Below are 19,847 nucleotides of genomic sequence, written 5' to 3' on the forward strand. Positions count from 1 at the left end.
GCTTTAGGCTTTATTAAGCAAGCGCTTGGCTCATGCTCCAAGCTCCTTTTTTGATACGGCAATGAGCAATTTATCCATCATCTTAACGCTCAATAGGCGCTTTAACATAATAAAGAGGTAAGCTGGTAAGGTGACCAGATATTTTGCTTTAGGCTTTTTTGACTCAATTGCGTGAATCAATTTATTCACCACAGCCTCAGGAGATTTAGTAAAGATAGAGTCTTTTTTCTGCATGCGATAATCTCCTAGCATTCGCTGGTACTGGGCATTAAAATGACTTTCTGTCATATTAATTTCATCTTGGGCTTGGGAAACACTGGTCTCTCTGAATTGACTGGTTATTGGCCCAGGCTCAATACAAATGACTTCAATTCCTGAGGGTTTCAATTCAAGCCTTAAAGTATCAGTCAGTCCTTCAACTGCATATTTTGAAGCGTTGTAAGCACCGCGAAAAGGCAAACTAATGACTCCAAGAATAGAGCTGATATTAATGATTCGCCCTGTTCTTTGTGCTCGCATCACAGGAATAACTAAGCGAGTTAGCTCCATCAGCCCAAAGACGTTCGTTTCAAATTGTTGTCGTAACGCATCTCTTGAAATATCCTCTAAAGCACCGGCTTGACCATAGCCGGCATTATTGATCAACACATCTAAACGCCCATCCACCTTGATCATCAATTCTTCAAAACCAGCTCGGATGGATTCACTAGAACTCAGGTCCATTTGCAAAGCCTCAATGCCTTGCTCAATTAGTCGATTTACATCTTCAAGCTTGCGACACGATGCGATCACTCGATGACCACGTTTAGATAAAGCCTGACTCGCCTTAAGTCCTATTCCAGTTGAGCACCCCGTGATGAAAATTACTTTTGAACTCATAAAACACCCGCCGTTTGTTTCGCGATAATTTCTTCTTCATCTGTTGGAAGTACCAATACAGGAATTGAAGAGGCTGGCGTTGAAATCCTGATAGAATGATTTGCATTAGCGTCATCCTGAATACTCACTCCGAACCAATCCATATAGTTACAGATAAGACGACGAACGAATACATCATTACAGCCCATTGCCCCGGTAAATACAAAAGCATCCATCCCGCCTAAGGTCATGATTAAACTGCCCAATTCTTTTGCCGCCATATAACAAAAAAGTTCGATGGCTTCGTTTGCTTCAGCATCATCTGAGTCTTCTAAATCTCGCATATCGCCACTAATGCCTGATACGCCAAGAAGGCCCGAACGTTCATATAGTAACGTGTCAATTTCACTTAGAGCGTATTCTTTTTCTTGTTGCAAATAAAGCACGATGCCAGGGTCAAGCTGACCACAACGTGTTGACATCATTAACCCTTCTAGAGCGGTAAATCCCATAGTCGTAGAAACACTTTTGCCATTTTTCAACGCACACATACTCGCCCCACTGCCAAGGTGAGCAATGATAACTCGGCTATTCTCTAAAGAACCAATATATTCAGGTAAAATAGAAGCGATATACTCGTAAGATAGGCCGTGAAATCCATAGCGAAGAATAGATTCTCGATGCACAAGTTCTCGAGGCAAGGCATATTGTTGCGCTAACCAGGGCTGAGTTCGATGAAAAGCAGTATCAAAGCAAGCAACTTGTTTTAAATTAGGATATTTTTCTGACAAACAATCAATGAGTATTAAATTATGGGGCTGATGAAGTGGCGCCAAAGGGATCAGCGCCTTGAGTTTTTTCATGATAGATTCGTTAATTTCGACAGGGCCCTTAAACTCTAGACCACCATGAACGATGCGATGACCTGCAGCCACCAGCTCAAATGATGATTGCTCTTCACACCACGTTAATATTTCGAATAAAGCATTTTTATAACCGCTATCGATGGATTGTTTATCCTTAAGCTTTTCACCATGTTTGTCTTTTATGCTTAAGGTTGCCTCATCATGGATGCGATCCACTTCAAAGCGCCATGCTAAGGTATGTTTACCCGCCTCATACAACGCACATTTTAGGCTATTTGACCCGGCGTTACAGGTTAAAATATTCTCCGTCATAATTCCCTGGTTTCCTTACCATTGACATAAAGTAAGGCTAACGCAGCGGATGCTAAGCGCGCCTTTACCCCGCCTACACGACTCGTCAACATAATGGGAACATGCGCTCCCATGACAATTCCTGCGGCATTATACCCTGAAAGGTATTTCATTTGCTTATAAAGCATATTGCCGGATTCAATATCGGGCACAATGAGAATGTCTACATCACCCGCGACGTTTGATTTAATCTGCTTGATTTCGGCGGCTTCTTTTGAGATGGCATTGTCAAAAGCCAAGGGCCCATCTAAAACTCCCCCCGTAATCCAATCCCTTTCTGCCATTTTGCATAACGCGGCAGCCTCTACTGTCGATGGAATTTTATGCGTAATTTTTTCTGTTGCAGAGAGTATTGCTACTTTGGGGGTTCCAAATCCACAGGCGCGAAATAGGTCAATGGCATTTTGAATAATATCTTTTTTATCTTCGAGAGTCGGCTTTATATTAATGGCGGCATCGCTTAGCCATAGTGGTTTGGGGTAAATCTCTCGCGGTATATCCATGCAAAAAACATGACTAATTCGTCTTGCCGTTCGCAACCCAGAATCTTTACTGACCACAAAACTGAGCAACTCATCTGTATGGATATGACCTTTCATTAAGGCATCCACTTCCCCTTTACTTGCCATGCGTACAGCCGTTTCAGCAGCTTCATGACTATGTTTCGTTGCAATTAACTCAAAGTTTGATATATCGAGCGAGGCGTCTTCTGCTGCTTTTAAAATTTTATCTTCAGGACCAACGAAAACCGGTTCTATTAAGTTTTCTTTTGCAGCGGCTATAGCCCCTTCTATAGAATTTTTTTCAACAGGATGGACAATAGCCGTTTTTAAAGAATGAACAATTCCCTTAGAATCCTCTAATAAACGCTCGTAAAAAGGAATTTCAAGTTCTGAATTATGACTCATTACCGCTCCTTAATAACAAAAAAAACTTCCCTAATTTCGCCCGCTTACCTGAGCTTAGATACGCTTGAAACTATAAACGCTTGTTGATGCGACTCAACCAACGGGAGCTGGCTAACATTATTTAATAGCTCATTCTTTTGTAATTCTTATGATAGCAGAATTAGTGTTGAACAATTGCAATATCCTGCTTATATTAACAAATGCGTAGCTTAATCTAAACTTTATATAGGCAACACCCTATGCATCGCTCTGCCGATAGATTTATCTGGTTTTTCTTTATCACTTTTCTGGCTATTCAAATACTAATCGAGGCCAATAGTCTCATCCATCATGACATCATCTGGAGTTTAGAAATTGGCAAGCGCATGTTTTCAGGAGGCCACTATGGAAGTGATTTTTTTGAAACCAACCCATCACTTTTATATTTTATACATGGGAGTTTAGTCCTACTTGCTGAGGCGATACCGATTAAACCCATTACCGCATTTTATAGTTTTCTAGCTGGTTTGACGGGACTTTGTTATTTTATTTCGTTTAAAATAATTCGGAATTTATTTAGCATAGATGAAACAGCCGGGAATTATTTACTCATTGCTCTGGCTCTTAGCTTAGGATTGGCAACGCTTGCTGATTACGGTCAAAAAGAGCAAATCATGTTGCTTTTATCATTACCCTATTTTTTCTTAAATCTTTCTTTTCTATTGAATAAACCGCGCTCGGCTTGGCTAGGAGGTCTAGTTGGTGCCATGGCTGGCATTGGCTTTGCTTTAAAGCCTCCATATTTTTTTATTCCATTTTGTTTAACGGAACTATGGCTTTTTTGGAATAAAAAATCATTGTCAGTATTTCTACGTTGGGACCTTGCTGCTTTAGCACTTGTTCAAGTTGTTTATTTGATTAGTTTTATTATCTTTACACCGACCTATCTTACCGAAATTTTGCCGGTCATCTTAGCCACTTATGTGCCAGAACATTATGTACATATTAATATTTTACTGCTCCAAGCCCCTCTGTTATTTTTTTTCATTTCACTCATTATCTGGGCATTTTGTTATCAAAAAAACCGCTTGAATTCGATAATCCAGTATTTATTTATGATATGCCTTGGGTTTGCATTAAGTTATCTTTTACAGAGTAAAGGTTGGCGCTATCAAGCATTGCCGCTATATGCAACAAACATTCTATTAGTGAGCTTAATTGGATTATCCGGGTTTCGAAAGTTTAAACATGCTCGAATAGAAAGGTATTTATTAATAATGACGCTATTTATTTCTAGCGTCTCATTTTATGTTGTTCCGATTGCATTAAATACTAAAAATCAGATGCAATGCGCGTTTAATAGCCAGTGTGCGTTTAATCATATGGTAAATGAAGTATCTTACTATGCTCAAAATGAACCTTTTTTTATGTTTAGCACTTACATGCAATCCGCCTATTTTATGTATTACGGTCACATGAAGTTAGGGTCACGTTTTTGTTCCTTATGGCCACTGCCTGGCTTAGTGAACCATCCAGCTAATCCAGACATGGAATACTCATTGCAACAACGCATCTTAGAAGATTTTAAACGATTTAAACCCAAGTTAGTCCTTGTTAATATCAATGTGAATAATTATGAACAGTATGGGTATATTCATGACTCGGATTTCAATTTCCTAACCTTTATGGAAAAAAATAAGGCTTTTAAACAACTGTGGCAAGAATATCATTGGGTGAAGCGGATTCAATATAATCCTTTGTATTCATTTGATCTTTATTTAAAACGATCTTAGATGATTTTATTGAGGTTTTGAGCTCTTAGGCCGAAAAGCTTGAACGATTTTTTTGCCAATTCCAACTATCATGCACCATTTGCTCTAAAGAACGAGTTGCATGCCAATTTAACTTTAATTGTGCTTTTGATGTATCGGCCCAATAAGCCGCTAAATCTCCTGGGCGTCGTGATTTTATCTTAGTTGGAATAGTGCAACAGTTCACTTGTTCGAAGGTTTGAACCACATCTAATACCGAATATCCCTTGCCGGTTCCTAAATTAAATACGTCAAATCCTGTATGGTTTATTAAGTAATTTATCGCGGAAATATGACCTTCTACTAAGTCTAAAACGTGAATATAATCACGAACTCCAGTCCCATCATGGGTGGAATAGTCATCACCGAATATCGGCAAGTAATCACGTTTTTTCAGCGCGACCTCGTTTATATAAGGCATCAAGTTATTTGGTACTCCTCTTTGCGTATCGCCAATGAGCCCATCTGGGTGAGCGCCAATGGGATTAAAATATCGTAATGCAATCGCTGAAAAATCATCATCGGAATGACAAATATTCTTTAATAAGACTTCAACGGATTGTTTTGTATCACCATAGGTATTGATAGGAACAGTTGGATGCGATTCAGTATAAGGGCTGGTAATTGGCTGGCCATATACTGTTGCGGAAGAAGAAAAAACAATTTTTTTCAGATTAACACCCTGCATGGCTTGTAATAAATTAAAACTGCCAACCAAATTGGTTTCATAATAATCTAGAGGGGAGAGCCTTGATTCATAGACTGATTTTAAACCCGCGAAATGAACAACGAGATCAAAGCTTCTGTTTTTGAATAAAGCGTGTAACTCATTTTTATTTCTTAAATCGATCTTATAAAATTCGAATGATGTTGCGGTGAGTGTTTCAATAGCCGTTATAATGTCAATTGAGGAATTGATGAGATTATCAATTGCCGTAATCTTAAATCCTTTATTTAAAGCCTCAACCACAAAATGACTACCAATATACCCCAAACCTCCAGTCACTAAAATATGCACGATAACTGTCCTTTCTGAGCATTATTCGGGCTATCCACTCTGTATTCGCGATGAAGCAAGCGTTTTGAAATATTTATTATCTTGAAACGCAATATTTCGAATCAAGACAAAACTTATAATAAACCCAAAAGCCAGCGCGAAAATCCTTGCACATAAGTAGTTGTTGATGTTTAGAACTTCTATCAATATGATCATCATGACCGCATTTATTAAAAGACTAAATAAACTAACAACCAAATGCCGATACCAAGCTCCGAAAAAACTTCGCTTGTATTTGTAAAAAAGTAACGCGTTACATAATAAAAAATTTGTTGTAACACCAGGGATAAACCCCAGTACCAATGCCCATAAATAAAATAGACCTAAGTGATATTTAGCTATATAAAAAGCAAGCGCATCAACGAACGCAGCTGCTCCTCCAACACCGATATACCCTAAGAGTTTTGTAATAAAAAGAGGGGATGATTTCATCGAAGTCTCTCAGGAACTAAACGCTCCGTCACTCGGGGCTCTCGATCTTTATCCTCATGGTATTCGGCATCTTCATTGACATTCCAAACATTATAAATTGTCTTTTCTGCCAGTATATTTTCTACAGTTAACTTGGCCGTCATCATCGCGTGATCTTGATTGTTATACTTATGCATACCATTTCGGCCGACCAGGTGCAATCCTGGAAAGTGTTCATTTAAATACTCACGAATTGTTGCAACATTCATTTTATAAGTATCATCATAGATTGGATAGGCTTTAGGTTGCCGAACTACACAACCATCCACAATTGTAGATTCTTTGATAAGTCCTATCTGATGGATTTCTTTTTTGGCCAGATCTAAAAGATCCTCATCATCAGCGCTCCATAGACCATCACCTTCAAAGCAAAAATATTCTAGTCCGTAACAGTTCATACCCTGGGTTGGTATTAAATAGGGAGACCAAGAACGAAAATTTTGAATGCGGCCGACTTTAACAGTGGGATCATGAATATAAATCCAGTTGTCATCAAAATGTCCGTCTTCATTGACGATCAAAGCGACCATCAAAAAGTCACGATACCTTAAGCCATCCGCAGCCTGAATTATTTTAGGGGGTAAGTCATAGGATAACGCCTGCACTAACTCTCGAAGCGGCATAGAAGAAATAATTTGCCGAGCGTAAGCTATTTTTTCTCCATCAGGAGTTTGGTAATGTACACACCAAGTATTATCCTGGCTTAAATACTCAATAGTTGTAACGCATGCTCCAAGCTCGACACAATTTCCCTGCTGCTGAATTTTTGCTCGCGCTGCTTCCCACATCATCCCTGGCCCCAACTTAGGGTATCGAAAATGAGTAATCAGGGTTTTAATAGATTGTTGATGTTGAGGTGCTTTTGCAAAGCACGCATTTTTCAGCGCAGTGATTAAAGAAAGCCCCTTAATTCTTTGTGCTGCCCAATCGGATGAGATCTCCGTACAAGCCATACCCCAGACTTTTTCTGTATAGGTTTTAAAGAATATCTGGAAAAAAAAACGCCCAAACTGGTTGGTTACCCAATCTTGGAAAGACCGAACGGGCTTAATCGGATAAAGACGATAGCGAAGATAGGAAAATAAAGCAGAAAACGATCGATAAACTCCTAACTTCCATAGGGCTTCAAAGGGCTTAATTGGGTAGCTAAAAAATTTTTTTTGATAATAAATGCGCGATTTTCTTGGGCGTTCGATAAAATCCTCGCCTAAAAGCTCTTCCCACAACGCTTCAATTTCAGATGATTTGGAGAAAAAACGATGTCCACCAATATCAAAACGAAATCCTTTATATTGGACTGTTTTAGAGATACCTCCAACGTATTGGGGATCTTTTTCTAAAATTAAGCAAGATTTTTTTTCTTTTCCTAGTAAATAGCCAGCCGTTAGCCCAGCTGGACCTGCGCCAATACATAAAACATCGATTAGTCTCTCTGAAACACAGTCCTTTGCTTCTGTCATGATGCAGTCCTTGATAAAAATTATACCTCTATCGCTGGGGTATGTGGTTCAGGAGACGTTTGAATAGACTCATTGTGCCTTCGAGGGCGAAATAGACCAAAACAAGATATACCCAATGACACTACCTGAAGACCAAACATGGTAGGCTCCATCCCTGGTTGCTTTTCTCCAACTAAGCTTGCGATGCCAAGCCCCATACCAATGACATTGACCACAACGGCAGCAGTAAGAATGTATTTTTTAAAGGTGTTAGAAGCTTCCGCCTCTTCTAATGCTTGATTAGCAATGTGTAATTGTTGAGAATAACTGACTGGCATAACCTCTCCAAACTGGAATTAAGCTTCTTTAAAGAATCATTAATTTAAACCGGTAATGAGGGCGTTTGAACCGGTTCATCCTTTTTATCGGGAATTATATTTTTATGCCTAAATAACCCGTACACAGAAAGTCCTACAGACAAGACCCCCATACCTAAGACAGCACCCTCTAACCCTTCTTGTTCATCAAGCATATTCCAGACACCTAACGCTAGCTCACAAGCATCAACTATTAATGCGGTTTTGAGTATATTCACTTTAAAAATATGAGCGTTATGAAGCTTTTGAAATAAGGCTTGAAGCGCGCTATGCGCTTGTTCTAGATCTTCATTCGTTTGTTCACAAGACATAGTTGAACAGAATTCCTATATTATTGGAAAAATAGACTAGACCATACTAGCATATCTTCCGCTAGAGTCTACATTTGGTCTTGTACCTTAACTGGAATATCAAAGGATACGATTATGAAACTCAAAGGATCCTGCCATTGTCAGTCTGTACAATTTGAATGCGAAAGTCATTCTCCCTATCCTTACATGCGCTGCTATTGTTCGATATGTAGAAAAACAGCCGGAGGCGGAGGATATGCCATTAATATTATGGGTATAGCCGATACATTAACGGTTCAAGGCCAAGAATCTATATCTATTTATCAAGCCGGGCTTTTTCCAGAAAAGAAAGAAAAATCAGAACTCAGTTCTGGTCGTCGCCATTTTTGTAAGCAGTGTGGAAGTTGTTTATGGGTTTCTGATCCAAACTGGCCTCAGTTAATTCATCCCTTTGCCTCGGCCATCGATACCCCCCTCCCTAAAGCACCTGAAACCATTCATATGATGGTTGAGTTTGCTGTGAGCTGGTGCGACATTCCAGATAAGGAATTGAAATACCAGAATTATCCGCCTTTATCGATTGAAGCGTGGCACAAAAAGCACGAACTATGGCTTGAATAGCTCCTGTAGACAAAGAGCGAAGTTTAGACTCAATATGCAGACTTTTAAGCTCCTGCTTTGTACTACGTCAGGGAAGTGCAACAGTTAGCTATACTAAAATTAAGTCAGGTAAACTTGTCACAAAAAGTATAATGAACCTTAAACAGGGCTTACTTTTATGAAATGGAAGATCTTTATTGTTGTATTTCTTTTTTGGATTCTTCCTGCATACGCTGGATCTCTTAACGTTGGCATCACGGGGGACAATCCCCCATTTTGCTCAACTGCTGATCAAAGCCATCACTATTATGGGTTTGACATGGAAATTATGGATCAACTCGGTAAGCGCTTAAATCAGCCGATCAATTATATCGTCATGTCCTTTCATCAACTTTTTACCGCAATAGATAATGAGACAATCGATTTAGCTATTGATTCAATTATTATAACGCCACAAAGAGAAAAAGATGAACCACTTACCGCAGTTCTATAAGTAACATCTTTATTCTTATTTTAAACAACAAGCGTTGCTGCCACCTTTTTCAAGTAAAAGATTTTTTATTTCTGGAATATCTTCATTTTTCTCAGATAAAGATAAAGGGGTATCACCATCCTCGGTAACATCATGAGTATTTACAGAGGTATGTTGTAAGAGCCATTGGACCATTTCAACATGCCCTTCAAGAACGGCTCGATGTAAAACAGAATACCCCTCATAATCCTTTAAATTTGGATCCGCTCCTTTTTCTATCAATACCTTCATTGCAGGTAAATTTCCTGCCTCAGCTGCTAAAATTAACGGCGTTTTATTATAAGCATCCCTAACATCTAAATCATGGGTTTTACCACAAACAAGTTTAGTAATCTCTTCTGTACCATAGAGAGCAGCATAGTGCAAAGCTACCCTACCCTTGGCATCAGAAAGAGAAGAAACGTTATCGTAATCTAACCAAAGTTCGATAAGTTTGGTATGTTGATTTAAAATAGCTTTATGAATAGGATATACTTGATAATTATTTGATTGAAGCAACATAGGGCTTAGTTCTGCTTCATCCTCAACATACACCTCATAAAGCCCATTTACTGCAATTAAATGCAATAATGAATCACCACTTTTGTCTTGATGAAACACCGAGTGCGGCGCTTTTATCTTTAATAGCTGATAAACGGCTTTTTTTCTCTCAACGAGATCAAGGGAGGAATCAATGGGTATCAGCAAAGTAGTATAGATTGGCAACTGGCCCGTGCTATTTTCTACTTCAGGATTAGCACCTTTTTCTAAAAGGGCCCTTACTGTGTGCACATAACCTCTACCTGCAGAAAGATGTAAGGGGGTCATCCCATACTGATTTTTTAAACTCCAAAGCTCTTTAGACTCTGAGACAGTATTCGTTATAAAACGATCATATCCATGAGCAGAAGCGTATTGAATTAAAGTTAAATAATCCAGCTCAGGAATAGATATTGATGGATTTTGAGCCGTATGGGGCAAAAAATCTTCTAAGTATGACTTAGAAAACTTTAAATAATGATTATATTGTTCTTCTGGCTCACCATAAAATGAAATGTCTCTTGAAACGTGTTCATAACACCAACGTTTTATGACTTCTAAACTTTTTTCGGTATATTCAGAAGTTAAATTTAGTTCTTCACAAAGCATTTGATAGTTTTTAATCATAATTTATATCCACCCCTGACTATTTTTTTTGCATCTAGCGAGGAGTATACCTGCTACTATGCTCTTTCACTTCCTCTGGTTTTACCTGCTCTTTTACAGACTCTTTAGCCTGCTGAAATTTATTTTTAAATTTAACAAATGTATCTGCTGCTTTTTTTTCATCCAATGAAGGTTCTCTCGATCTGAACATATGACGGTGTGATGCCATAGCCAACTGTACGTTTTTGGTGGCTTCTGTCTTTCCTAGTGAAATATTTCCTCGTTCGGCCAAGGGTACTTTTGCCATTGCTGACTCGATTAGTTCGGCTTTTCTTTTCATTCCTACTGTAAACGCATTTGCTCCATTTCGAAACGAATTAATAGCATCCCTAACATAGTCTATTTCTGGATTTTTAAAACCACACTGAGCTTTAGTTAGGCTCTCTTTAATAGCCAAGAGTTCCTCGTTTGTATTTGCGGTTAAAATACGCTTCCTGTTCTCGGAAATAAATTTTTCCATTTCAATATCATTATCACCAAACTGATATTTCTTAATATCACTTAAGATATCTTCACAAGATTTTTTGCTTTCCATCATTGCTAACTTCTGCGATAAATCATCACTAATTGCTAATAATGCGCTCTTATCGGTTTGAGCTATGATTTTTTGTCTAGTACTCTCTATAAGTCGTTGTATGGCAGGATCCTTAGTAAATGGTTTTAATGCTACTACTCTTGACAAAGTAGTTTGCTTGGCATGTACAAGCTCTTTTATTTCAGATAGTTTTTTCTGTACCTCCGTTTTTATTTGCTTAAGCTCTGAATCGTTTTTCGCAGTATGTATTGCTAGGCTTTTAAGACGAATGAAATCATTAAGCTCCTGCCGATGCGACATTGGAAATAAAGCATATTGCTCATTAAGCATAGTTGTTACTGCTTGGACTTGACTATAACACTCTTTTTTTAATGGCATCATTTTTATTTCTTCTAGCCTTTTAGTCGCTTCTGCGACAGATATCCTCATGCTAGCATTGGGGTTAATCATCCGCTCTATTAGGCTTTTTAATTCTTTTCCTTGCTCTGTTTGAAAAATTGGATCCTTGAAATCAAAGTCACGCCAATGATTTTTATCATTAAGATATTGGTAATCACATTTAGTCATATATTGATAGAGATTTTTCCCTAGCATAAAAGAATGTGCTTTATCGGCGGAAAATTTAGCCTGTTTAAATTCGGGAGGCATCATATAACGCGTTCGGAGTAAATCTCCCCAGCGATTTTGAGGATTATTGGCATCGTAATTTCCATCCGTATTTAAATATACAAACGATTTTGAATCTGCGATTTTAACGACATCATTTTCATCAATGAGCCAGTTCGTATTTTTCATATCGGGAAATAAGCAACCATCTTGTCGCACGCCCTCCAAAATAACACCCATTTGACTATAAACATTTAAGGCAGAATTTAAACGTGCCGCAGTATTTGGTTGCTTTTGTGCATGACTTTCAAGATCACCTCCAAGACAAAAATCAGTTATTAGTAGGTTTCTTGTAATCATTTGACTACCCTGTTTATAGGTAGCCACCCTCTCTGCATAAACTGGTGTTAAAATATCTTTTAATGCACTTTCTCTTAAATAAGTTTCAGCGGCTTTGGGCATACCTAAACGATACTCTACCTTTAAAACAGACATCTTACCCGTTTGAGTATTGGTTACTTTAAAATTTTTAGAATTATTTCCACCTAAAAATTCGAGGGTATGATTTTCTAGAAACTCTTTCCACTGAGGGTATTCTGGATCAGAAGTAGAATATAGATTTTTAAGATCATCCGCATTAAAGTTCTTAGCAGATAAAATAACTAATAACCGATTTGCTTTTTTAGGCGACATATTAGCTAAGAACTCTGGCAATGAGCTTTGTGAGTCGCTTTGAACAGAACTTACTAATTCCAATGAAATTTTGCTTAAAGAAGCTAACTCTAAAAAGGATTGTTGCTTCTTAAGCTCATTAAATAAACGGTGGTACATTTGTGTTCGATATTCAGGAAAGTCTTGAATAACGTCTCCTGAAAATTGCTCATCAATTCGTATTCGCTCTTGATAAATCTGCTTATAAATTTCTGTTTTTTCTTCTTTGGTTTGAGCCTTGTTGTATTGCTCGATTAATCTATTAAGACGACGAATCCCTTCATTTGCCTCAGAAACAAAGCGTCTTGCTTGCTCATCCATGGGGTATGGATTCAAAATCTCAGATAACTTTTCCATGGGAATGAATTTTTTAGGATTGCTATTTCTTTCAGGAGGAGCTCTCATTTGAGGTTGAGCACTTAGATCAGCTAATGAAGGAATGAAATTTTTGTCAGGATTCGTTTGCTTTAATTGCATTAATTGATTTATTTTTTCGATTTCGTTTGTATTAAACTTGGTTTTTAAAAAGAGCACAGCCAGATCTTTATGCTCTTGAGTATATTTGGTATCGTGACTGGTATATACTTTCCAGGCGTAATCTAATCGTTTTGAAAGAGAACCCGTTTTGTCCTTATAAATATCACCGCTCAATAAATCATCTTTATTTGGGTGTTTACGAAGTTTATCTAATAACCCCATTAAGAATACCGGTTATAAAACCTATATTTTAAATTTAGTCTGCGATGCATCTTGTGTCAAAATATAGACATAATGAATTAAAATCTCCCAGATCTTGATTCAAGATAAAAGTGTCTACGTCTATTGTTGGAAATCAGATAATCAATAATTGAATAAGAAATACGCATTTATCAAGAAGGCTAATGAAACACAGTAACTAGGCAAGAATAATTAAAAAATAACTCTAGTTTGGAGCGTTTACTTTGTTACACCATAGCGATTAGGATATCATTCGCTTTTGATAAAGCCGATGCACATATAACGAACTATGAAACAGTTAATTCTACAAAAAAACCATCAAAAACGTTTACTCCAAGGTCATCGCTGGATATACAGCAATGAAATTAATACCAAGCGCTCATCTTTAAAAGATTTTTCTCAAGGAGAACTCGTTGAGGTGTGTGATTCTCAAGGGCAAACGTTGGGTATTGCCTATGTAAATCCTCATTCCTTAATTACCGCAAGGCTGCTTACTGATCAATCTACTCTACCTGATGATTGGATTAAGCTACGTATACAAAATGCCTTACGTTACCGTGAGCAGTTTTATGACAAACCCTATTATCGTTTAGTTTATGGGGAAAGCGATGCGTTACCAGGTTTAGTCATTGATCGTTATGATCAAGATTTTGTGATTCAAATTAATACCGCAGGCATGGAACAACAGATTGAAGCAATTTATGGTGCACTCATCGAACTGTTTCAACCAAACTCTATCTGGTTACGAGCCGATAGCAGCATGCGCGAGTTAGAAAATCTCCCTAAATATGCAAAAGAGTTACATGGAGAATTACCTGAATATTTAACCATTATTGAGAATGACGTGCGATTTGAAATTCCTCGTGAAGCTTCACAAAAAACTGGTTGGTTCTATGATCATCGTGAAAATCGTGCTTTTTTAAAGTCATTAGCTCAAGGTAAGCGTGTTTTAGATGTATTTAGTTATGCAGGGGGCTGGGGGATCCAAGCCGCAATGGGAGGTGCTGCCAATGTGACTTGTGTAGATTCATCACACACGGCAATGGAATTTGTGCAACATAATGCCCGACTAAATCAGGTTCAAGATAACGTTCATATCTTTCAATCAGATGCCTTTGAAGCATTAAAGCTCTTAAAACATCAAGAAGAACTTTTTGATGTTGTCGTTTTAGATCCCCCCGCTTTTATTAAACGACGAAAAGATTTCAAACAAGGTTTAACGGCTTATTATCGTGCTAATCAACAAGCACTTAAATTGTTGCAACCAGGGGGAATCCTAGTCTCTGCCTCTTGCTCCCATCATCTATCTGAACATGATTTACAAGAAGTCATTCAACAAAGTCTTGCTCAAGCCGGTCGAACGGGACGGCTAATCTTACGAGGCCACCCTGGATTTGATCACCCCATTCATCCGGCTATGCCAGAAACTTATTATCTAAAAGCATTCTTTATACAATTGGATTAACTATTTTTTCCCCTTTTACCAAGGTTTTTCTGGATGCGGATCAGCCGAGGCACTTAAGCAAGGACAATGGCCAACATACCTAATAACACAGCCCTACTTGCGCACCAAGTATGATATAGAAGGAAGCGCTCTTTCAGAGGGTGCACGGAGTTCGTCGAGTTCTAATTGAACTTTTTTGATTTCTTCACGGATTTCTTTTATACGAACATTATTAACAGACATATCTTTAAGGGCTGTATCAATTAATTTATTTTTTTCTTTATGAGAAAGCGTGACGTCATTACAGGTAAGAATATAGATCTCATGTAACAATCGATGAATCTCAAGTATTTCTGCTAGCGTTTGTTTTTTATATTGGAGTAGCTGCTTTAATATCTCTACCTCAGTGAATGAACGTTCATTTATTATGCTTGGCTTTTTTTCTTCTATAGGAGGTAGCTTAGCATTTGGTACCTTAGAAAAGAATGATTTTTGTTCAGAAGGAGGTCGTCTTGGCTTAACTCTGGCTAAAGACAGCTCTACTTGGGAGGAAGGTTTACAATCATCTAAGGGTGGAAGAAATGGGGCATGTTTTTGTTCTCGCGCAACGTAAGAAGGCACTTTAGTAGGTTGATGAACAAAAAAGGAGGGTTTGGAGACGGCATTTTGACTATTGGGTCTTTTTCTTAATGCTAGGTTCAAACGGCGTTCTGATTCCATACAGATATTCCTTATCGTTCTTGAATCAATCCCATATATTCCATAGTTCCAATGGGTGATAGCTTCACGATAGCATACATTTTTTCTTAGTCAAAACCTCTAAGATAAAACTTAAGATGAAACCATACGATATATTGATGCCATCACTATTAATTTGAACGCCATAAGAGATTTACTGTCTAGCCATCCTGATGTTGCTTACTGGGCCGATAGGTTTTGAACTTCGAGTTGGGTTAATATCTAAACCTCCTCGCCTTGTGTATCTTGCCGTTACGGTTAATTCAGATGGTTGGCAAAATGTTTGAATATCCATGAAGATACGCTCGACGCATTGCTCGTGGAATTCATTATGATTTCGAAAAGAGACTAGATATTTCAATAAATCCACGTGATTAATTTTTGTTCCAGAGTAAAGGATTTGAATTGAGCCCCAATCAGGCTGCCCTGTGACAAGGCAATTTGATTTTAATAAGTGAGAATATAATGTTTCATGGACAATCTGAGTGTTATCGGTGGTCAATAGACCTGGATTAACTTGGAATGAATCTATTTCAATATCTAAGCCATCAAGACAAGTTCCGTCGAAAGTTTCGATGTTTTGGTTCAGCAAATCATCCAATGTATAAAGGGTGATTCGCACTTCTCCCTCCACTAATCGCTTAATATCTTTTGTCAAAAGCGCTTCCAATTCCTCCATCGATTCAAGACGTGTATTGTTGAATGAGTTTAAATATAATTTAAATGATTTTGACTCAATAATATTCACGGAGTGGCAATTAATATCAAATCGAATAATCGCATTTTGCGGCTTTCCTTTGAGATTAAGCCAAGAAACCTCATAAGCATTCCACGTGTCAAAGCCAAAAAATGGAATGGGATTGGGAACATGGAGTTCATCCCGCTTTCCTTTTCGAGGTATGGGAAATAACAACTCTGGAGTATACTCCGAAATATACGTTATTTTTTTTCCGAGCGGGGAATTGGTAGCTTCCTTGCAATGGTCATCAGTTAACTTCATCTTGGTCATCCAAATTGGAAAATAAAAAATAGATAGTTTATCAAACCTCATAAAAACTTGGTTTTCGTGGGAAAAGTCCGGAAAAGGGATGCTGTAAAAAATAGCCAGCGGTTGTCCATATTGTGTTAATTACGAGATATTCTTACAAATTATAAGCTCGGTTACAAATAAATTAATCATGAGGCGGGCTTTCAAAGCTGTCAATTTAAGGAACATTTCATGCTATAATGGTTTAATTTTCATCAATCCCATCGGTGTCATGTTCGAGAAGCCTGAATCATCTTTTGATCCAACCCTAGTTGAAATGGATGAATGCGTATTTAAGCTGATAAAAAATGACAACGATTCTTTAATGACCATCGGTGTCACCACGTGTATATGCCTAATGTTCTATGGCCATCTTAATACCCAACCCTTTATTGGGATGTATCATTGGTCTGGTTTCGATCGAACCTTTGAGGATGATGAAGAGGATAAAGGTTTCTTTCTTGATGAAGTCTCTAAACTAATATACACCGTATATTCCGAAGCTCGTCGACAGCTCCAAAGCTCACCTTCGCAAAAACTCCATCTTAACCGATTGTTTATTGTTGGCGGAGAACGACGCCAACATAATACCCAAGGTGAATTATTAGTGACTGGCACTGAACTTGAAGTACAAGCCTTGAAACAATACGCAATCGAGCAGTGTAACTTATATTTTTGCACTCCCGAGAAAATTGAATTCCAAAGCATTAACTATTTAAAAACTGGCGACCAATTTTTAAACATCATAATGACAGAAAACCATCCCACTTGGGAAGTAGTAGAGCAAGAAAATGGAGAACAATCGGAATTGGCAGAATCAGACGACCTAACTCCAAGGAATTGTTTTTCGCTTTAGACTCTTAAGTTGGTTCGAAACACCCCTAATACAACTACCACTAAAATACAAAAATGGCATTTGTTATTCTAAGTCGCGACGCGATGCTAATTTTTAATCTCATTAATAAGTTTCAAGGAAATATTTCCCATCTTGGCTTAAATAATAGATTGTTCTTTGGTTTAAATGCACGCTAACATACACAATTCCAGCACAAGCAACTTCGTGATGAAATTCATTAACTGATAGTTTATCCTCATCAAAATTCTGAATAGCGCTTTTAATCCGAGTTAAATCCAATGAATCACCAATATCAAATGAACTTTCATCAATCGATGAATCAACCTCACTGACTGGTAAATGGTATAGAACTGCGTCTTTAGAATAAAAAATAAGACCATTTTGTAATACGTCATATGTTTGCCTAATCACACCTAAAGACAGCAATTTATCAGTAAATTCCACAAAATCACCGGGATTATAGTATCTCTCAACACACAGTTGCTTTATAGAATCTTGAATACCCTTTGAAATGGCAAGCATACGAACTCCAAGTAAAAAATTATCGAGGAATTATACCAATCAAGGGTAAAAAAAACAGAACCATTTATGATATCCGAACACAAAGCTGCTTAACCTATGGTTTATGGGTATGAGTAGGCGCTTCCTTCTTTTGTTTGTCCAGTCTTATAAAATGACTGTGAACGATTCCTCGAAGTTCCTTCTGTGAATTTAAAGATGGCAGGCAATCCGATAAGGTTCCTACTTCTTGCGTGACCTCTGGAATTTCATCTTCCAACTCAAAATGATTGGCGGGAAAAACCTTCCCCATCATGACTCCATCACGAATTGCCCCACCATACCCCACAAGATTTTCTCGCCAACGCTTAAAGGGATAATGTTTTCCTGCCCATGTATCAATAATATAATCATCCAGTATCAAAAACATATGATTCAGTCCAAATATCCCGATTTTTACAGGCCCTTGATAACCCCCCAGCCGTAACAATAGTGCTCCTGTATAAGCCATCTCCTGGCAATTGCCACAGCCTGTCTGCATAGCATCTAGAGCTTGCTCATAAACTGAACTTCCTTTCGATTGATAGGCTCGGATGGTTTGCTCAATAGGCCCATTTTCGGGATAGCCCTTTTCATTTAAAGCTTCACGTGTGGAACTTTGTTTAATAAGATTTTTTGTCAGATTCATAACATAACTGGCAACTTCGCTCATGGTTCGATCGTCTTTGGTAAAATCAAGCTCTTTTTTTGAATGGTCAAAAGTCATAACTAAAAAAAATAGGTGTGCTTGAGTAAAATATAGTCATCTGGATGATAACATTCAAAATAAAAGCTTTAATTTCCTATCTTTATTATGAAATAATCATTTTTATTCATATAGGTTTGCAGAGGGACTGTGCAATCTCAAGCTCATTTAAATGTCGCTTCAAATAATTGGCGGGCAATTGGTTTAGTTATACTGTGCATTCGATTTGTTCAAGGATGGATATTCTGGGGTGGTGGATCAAGACGATTTATTTATGACCCCTATAAGTTAGACCCATATGCACCACAGTGGATGGCGAATAAAGTCCAAAGCGCCATGCCGGGAATGTTATTTGATTTAAGCCCTGTAGTTAGTTTTTTATTACAACATTTTGTCCTTCTCTATATTTCAATCATTATTTTTAGTTTATTAGAATTAATAAGCGGTTTAGCATTAATTTTTGGTTTTTTCACACGTGCAGCAGCACTCCTTACAGCGTTTATTAGTGTGATTCTCATGATTTTATTCGGTTGGCAAGGCTCTACGTGCATGGATGAGTGGACGATGGCCGTTTCAAATCTTTCGATTGGGTTAACCCTAGTCTTAAGTGGCAGCATGGCTTATTCAATTGATGCTTGGTTAATGAAAAAAAGACCTGAAATGATTAACAAAAAGTGGTTTATGCTGCTCGGCAGTGCCCCATGGTCTTTTCCAACATTAAAAAAAGTTGCGATTTGGTTTTTTGTAGTAACAGCTATATTCACGGTTGGCACCTATGATTATTATCGTGGTGCCGTATTTACGCCCTATCATGCAGGGCCTGTAAATCCTAATGTCTTTCATCTTAGCTTGAGCAATGCAAAATTACTTCCTGATGATGAGATTCAATTCAAAATGTATGTTGATGCAGGCCCAGATGCCGTCCCGATGTACCTCGTTCGAATAGAATTAAGAGATGAAAACAATGCCTTAATTGAAGCCTGGCCTGGAACAGAGCTACAAAAACTACCAAAGCAGGCCATTCAAAACAGTTACGCTTACAATCAAGTGCGAGTTGGACAATATGGGCTCATTGCACCCGAAAGCGCTGAAGCAATCATTCGATTGAATTCATCTAAAAAGCTAAACCCACAAAAAGAATACCAATTACAGGTTTATAGCGTTGATGGTCGACGTTGGGATTTGGATTTAAACAAGAGAGACTCCTCGGATCTTTAATACTAAATTATCCTATAAGAACACCCAT

At 37.9% G+C, this 19,847-nt stretch carries 20 protein-coding genes; 6 read left to right on the forward strand and 14 right to left on the reverse strand.

What is annotated here, in order from left to right; all coding sequences use genetic code 11:
* Nucleotides 1–30 precede the first annotated feature (30 nt).
* The 3 genes from E1O41_RS01685 to E1O41_RS01695 are packed head-to-tail and all read right to left on the reverse strand — an operon-like array spanning nt 31 to nt 2,983.
* On the reverse strand, nt 31–879 hold the full coding sequence (locus E1O41_RS01685; protein WP_131775569.1) for an SDR family NAD(P)-dependent oxidoreductase: 849 nt from the start codon (nt 877–879) through the stop codon (nt 31–33).
* Nucleotides 876–2,036, reverse strand: coding sequence for an acetate/propionate family kinase (locus E1O41_RS01690; RefSeq protein WP_131775570.1), 1,161 nt, complete (start codon nt 2,034–2,036; stop codon nt 876–878). Before E1O41_RS01690 ends, E1O41_RS01685 begins: the two co-directional genes overlap by 4 nt.
* Nucleotides 2,033–2,983, reverse strand: coding sequence for a bifunctional enoyl-CoA hydratase/phosphate acetyltransferase (locus E1O41_RS01695; protein WP_131775571.1), 951 nt, complete (start codon nt 2,981–2,983; stop codon nt 2,033–2,035). The genes E1O41_RS01690 and E1O41_RS01695 overlap by 4 nt, the downstream gene beginning before the upstream one ends.
* 239 nt (nt 2,984–3,222) lie before the next feature.
* Between E1O41_RS01695 and E1O41_RS01700 the strand changes: the two genes are divergently transcribed.
* The gene (locus E1O41_RS01700) at nt 3,223–4,755 is read left to right on the forward strand and encodes a hypothetical protein (protein WP_131775572.1); all 1,533 of its coding nucleotides are present in this window, start codon (nt 3,223–3,225) and stop codon (nt 4,753–4,755) included.
* A gap of 25 nt (nt 4,756–4,780) precedes the next feature.
* Here E1O41_RS01700 and galE read toward each other — a convergent pair whose 3' ends face one another.
* Genes galE through E1O41_RS01725 form a run of 5 tightly spaced genes read right to left on the reverse strand, consistent with a single transcriptional unit; the run spans nt 4,781 to nt 8,428 of the window.
* Nucleotides 4,781–5,791, reverse strand: coding sequence for a UDP-glucose 4-epimerase GalE (galE, locus tag E1O41_RS01705; protein ID WP_131775573.1), 1,011 nt, complete (start codon nt 5,789–5,791; stop codon nt 4,781–4,783).
* A gap of 30 nt (nt 5,792–5,821) precedes the next feature.
* Entirely contained in the window at nt 5,822–6,262 is a 441-nt protein-coding gene (locus E1O41_RS01710) for a GtrA family protein (protein WP_131775574.1), read from the reverse strand.
* The gene (locus E1O41_RS01715; RefSeq protein WP_131775575.1) at nt 6,259–7,761 is read right to left on the reverse strand and encodes an NAD(P)/FAD-dependent oxidoreductase; all 1,503 of its coding nucleotides are present in this window, start codon (nt 7,759–7,761) and stop codon (nt 6,259–6,261) included. The genes E1O41_RS01710 and E1O41_RS01715 overlap by 4 nt, the downstream gene beginning before the upstream one ends.
* 20 nt (nt 7,762–7,781) lie before the next feature.
* Nucleotides 7,782–8,078, reverse strand: coding sequence for a hypothetical protein (locus tag E1O41_RS01720; protein WP_131775576.1), 297 nt, complete (start codon nt 8,076–8,078; stop codon nt 7,782–7,784).
* A 44-nt stretch (nt 8,079–8,122) separates the two neighbouring features.
* Nucleotides 8,123–8,428, reverse strand: a complete 306-nt coding sequence (locus E1O41_RS01725) for a hypothetical protein (protein ID WP_131775577.1) — start codon at nt 8,426–8,428, stop codon at nt 8,123–8,125.
* Nucleotides 8,429–8,542: 114 nt separating this feature from the next.
* Here E1O41_RS01725 and E1O41_RS01730 point away from each other — a divergent pair, with 114 nt between their 5' ends.
* Both E1O41_RS01730 and E1O41_RS01735 read left to right on the forward strand, forming a co-directional pair.
* A complete protein-coding gene (locus E1O41_RS01730) occupies nt 8,543–9,028 on the forward strand; it encodes a GFA family protein (RefSeq protein ID WP_188668157.1) in 486 nt (161 codons plus the stop codon).
* Between the two features lie 157 nt (nt 9,029–9,185).
* Nucleotides 9,186–9,500: a transporter substrate-binding domain-containing protein gene (locus tag E1O41_RS01735; protein ID WP_131775579.1), complete on the forward strand. Its 315-nt coding sequence runs from the start codon at nt 9,186–9,188 to the stop codon at nt 9,498–9,500.
* Between the two features lie 15 nt (nt 9,501–9,515).
* Here the strand turns inward: E1O41_RS01735 and E1O41_RS01740 are convergent, their stop codons facing one another.
* Nucleotides 9,516–10,685 carry an ankyrin repeat domain-containing protein gene (locus tag E1O41_RS01740; RefSeq protein WP_131775580.1) on the reverse strand — a complete coding sequence of 390 codons (1,170 nt, stop codon included), beginning with the start codon at nt 10,683–10,685 and terminating at the stop codon, nt 9,516–9,518.
* A gap of 34 nt (nt 10,686–10,719) precedes the next feature.
* The gene (locus E1O41_RS01745) at nt 10,720–13,275 is read right to left on the reverse strand and encodes a protein kinase domain-containing protein (RefSeq protein ID WP_131775581.1); all 2,556 of its coding nucleotides are present in this window, start codon (nt 13,273–13,275) and stop codon (nt 10,720–10,722) included.
* A 307-nt stretch (nt 13,276–13,582) separates the two neighbouring features.
* Between E1O41_RS01745 and E1O41_RS01750 the strand changes: the two genes are divergently transcribed.
* Entirely contained in the window at nt 13,583–14,758 is a 1,176-nt protein-coding gene (locus E1O41_RS01750) for a class I SAM-dependent rRNA methyltransferase (RefSeq protein ID WP_131775582.1), read from the forward strand.
* 93 nt (nt 14,759–14,851) lie between these two features.
* Here the strand turns inward: E1O41_RS01750 and E1O41_RS01755 are convergent, their stop codons facing one another.
* Both E1O41_RS01755 and queF read right to left on the reverse strand, forming a co-directional pair.
* Nucleotides 14,852–15,457, reverse strand: a complete 606-nt coding sequence (locus tag E1O41_RS01755) for a hypothetical protein (RefSeq protein ID WP_131775583.1) — start codon at nt 15,455–15,457, stop codon at nt 14,852–14,854.
* Between the two features lie 172 nt (nt 15,458–15,629).
* The gene (gene queF, locus E1O41_RS01760) at nt 15,630–16,475 is read right to left on the reverse strand and encodes an NADPH-dependent 7-cyano-7-deazaguanine reductase QueF (RefSeq protein ID WP_131775688.1); all 846 of its coding nucleotides are present in this window, start codon (nt 16,473–16,475) and stop codon (nt 15,630–15,632) included.
* A 259-nt stretch (nt 16,476–16,734) separates the two neighbouring features.
* Between queF and E1O41_RS01765 the strand changes: the two genes are divergently transcribed.
* A complete protein-coding gene (locus E1O41_RS01765) occupies nt 16,735–17,358 on the forward strand; it encodes a hypothetical protein (protein WP_131775584.1) in 624 nt (207 codons plus the stop codon).
* A 102-nt stretch (nt 17,359–17,460) separates the two neighbouring features.
* On the opposite strand, the gene E1O41_RS01770 is transcribed toward E1O41_RS01765, so the two are convergent.
* Both E1O41_RS01770 and E1O41_RS01775 read right to left on the reverse strand, forming a co-directional pair.
* Nucleotides 17,461–17,880: a DUF1398 family protein gene (locus tag E1O41_RS01770; RefSeq protein WP_131775585.1), complete on the reverse strand. Its 420-nt coding sequence runs from the start codon at nt 17,878–17,880 to the stop codon at nt 17,461–17,463.
* A 94-nt stretch (nt 17,881–17,974) separates the two neighbouring features.
* Entirely contained in the window at nt 17,975–18,568 is a 594-nt protein-coding gene (locus E1O41_RS01775; protein WP_165481064.1) for a hypothetical protein, read from the reverse strand.
* Nucleotides 18,569–18,751: 183 nt separating this feature from the next.
* Here E1O41_RS01775 and E1O41_RS01780 point away from each other — a divergent pair, with 183 nt between their 5' ends.
* On the forward strand, nt 18,752–19,819 hold the full coding sequence (locus E1O41_RS01780; protein ID WP_131775587.1) for a TQO small subunit DoxD: 1,068 nt from the start codon (nt 18,752–18,754) through the stop codon (nt 19,817–19,819).
* The last annotated feature ends 28 nt before the right edge of the window (nt 19,820–19,847 follow it).

Source organism: Legionella impletisoli (genome assembly GCF_900639875.1).
GTDB classification, from domain to species: Bacteria; Pseudomonadota; Gammaproteobacteria; order Legionellales; family Legionellaceae; genus Legionella_A; species Legionella_A impletisoli.

Bases quoted from the DNA above. Each gene is read 5' to 3' on its own strand.
- E1O41_RS01690 (WP_131775570.1), bottom strand. From the start codon at position 2,036: ATGACGGAGAATATTTTAACCTGTAACGCCGGGTCAAATAGCCTAAAA.
- E1O41_RS01775 (WP_165481064.1), bottom strand. From the start codon at position 18,568: ATGAGCGAAGTTGCCAGTTATGTTATGAATCTGACAAAAAATCTTATT.
- E1O41_RS01765 (WP_131775584.1), top strand. From the start codon at position 16,735: ATGTTCGAGAAGCCTGAATCATCTTTTGATCCAACCCTAGTTGAAATG.
- E1O41_RS01755 (WP_131775583.1), bottom strand. From the start codon at position 15,457: ATGGAATCAGAACGCCGTTTGAACCTAGCATTAAGAAAAAGACCCAAT.
- E1O41_RS01695 (WP_131775571.1), bottom strand. From the start codon at position 2,983: ATGAGTCATAATTCAGAACTTGAAATTCCTTTTTACGAGCGTTTATTA.
- E1O41_RS01700 (WP_131775572.1), top strand. From the start codon at position 3,223: ATGCATCGCTCTGCCGATAGATTTATCTGGTTTTTCTTTATCACTTTT.
- E1O41_RS01730 (WP_188668157.1), top strand. From the start codon at position 8,543: ATGAAACTCAAAGGATCCTGCCATTGTCAGTCTGTACAATTTGAATGC.
- E1O41_RS01750 (WP_131775582.1), top strand. From the start codon at position 13,583: ATGAAACAGTTAATTCTACAAAAAAACCATCAAAAACGTTTACTCCAA.
- E1O41_RS01740 (WP_131775580.1), bottom strand. From the start codon at position 10,685: ATGATTAAAAACTATCAAATGCTTTGTGAAGAACTAAATTTAACTTCT.
- E1O41_RS01685 (WP_131775569.1), bottom strand. From the start codon at position 879: ATGAGTTCAAAAGTAATTTTCATCACGGGGTGCTCAACTGGAATAGGA.
- E1O41_RS01720 (WP_131775576.1), bottom strand. From the start codon at position 8,078: ATGCCAGTCAGTTATTCTCAACAATTACACATTGCTAATCAAGCATTA.
- E1O41_RS01735 (WP_131775579.1), top strand. From the start codon at position 9,186: ATGAAATGGAAGATCTTTATTGTTGTATTTCTTTTTTGGATTCTTCCT.
- E1O41_RS01770 (WP_131775585.1), bottom strand. From the start codon at position 17,880: ATGCTTGCCATTTCAAAGGGTATTCAAGATTCTATAAAGCAACTGTGT.
- queF (WP_131775688.1), bottom strand. From the start codon at position 16,475: ATGAAGTTAACTGATGACCATTGCAAGGAAGCTACCAATTCCCCGCTC.
- E1O41_RS01710 (WP_131775574.1), bottom strand. From the start codon at position 6,262: ATGAAATCATCCCCTCTTTTTATTACAAAACTCTTAGGGTATATCGGT.
- E1O41_RS01745 (WP_131775581.1), bottom strand. From the start codon at position 13,275: ATGGGGTTATTAGATAAACTTCGTAAACACCCAAATAAAGATGATTTA.
- E1O41_RS01715 (WP_131775575.1), bottom strand. From the start codon at position 7,761: ATGACAGAAGCAAAGGACTGTGTTTCAGAGAGACTAATCGATGTTTTA.
- E1O41_RS01725 (WP_131775577.1), bottom strand. From the start codon at position 8,428: ATGTCTTGTGAACAAACGAATGAAGATCTAGAACAAGCGCATAGCGCG.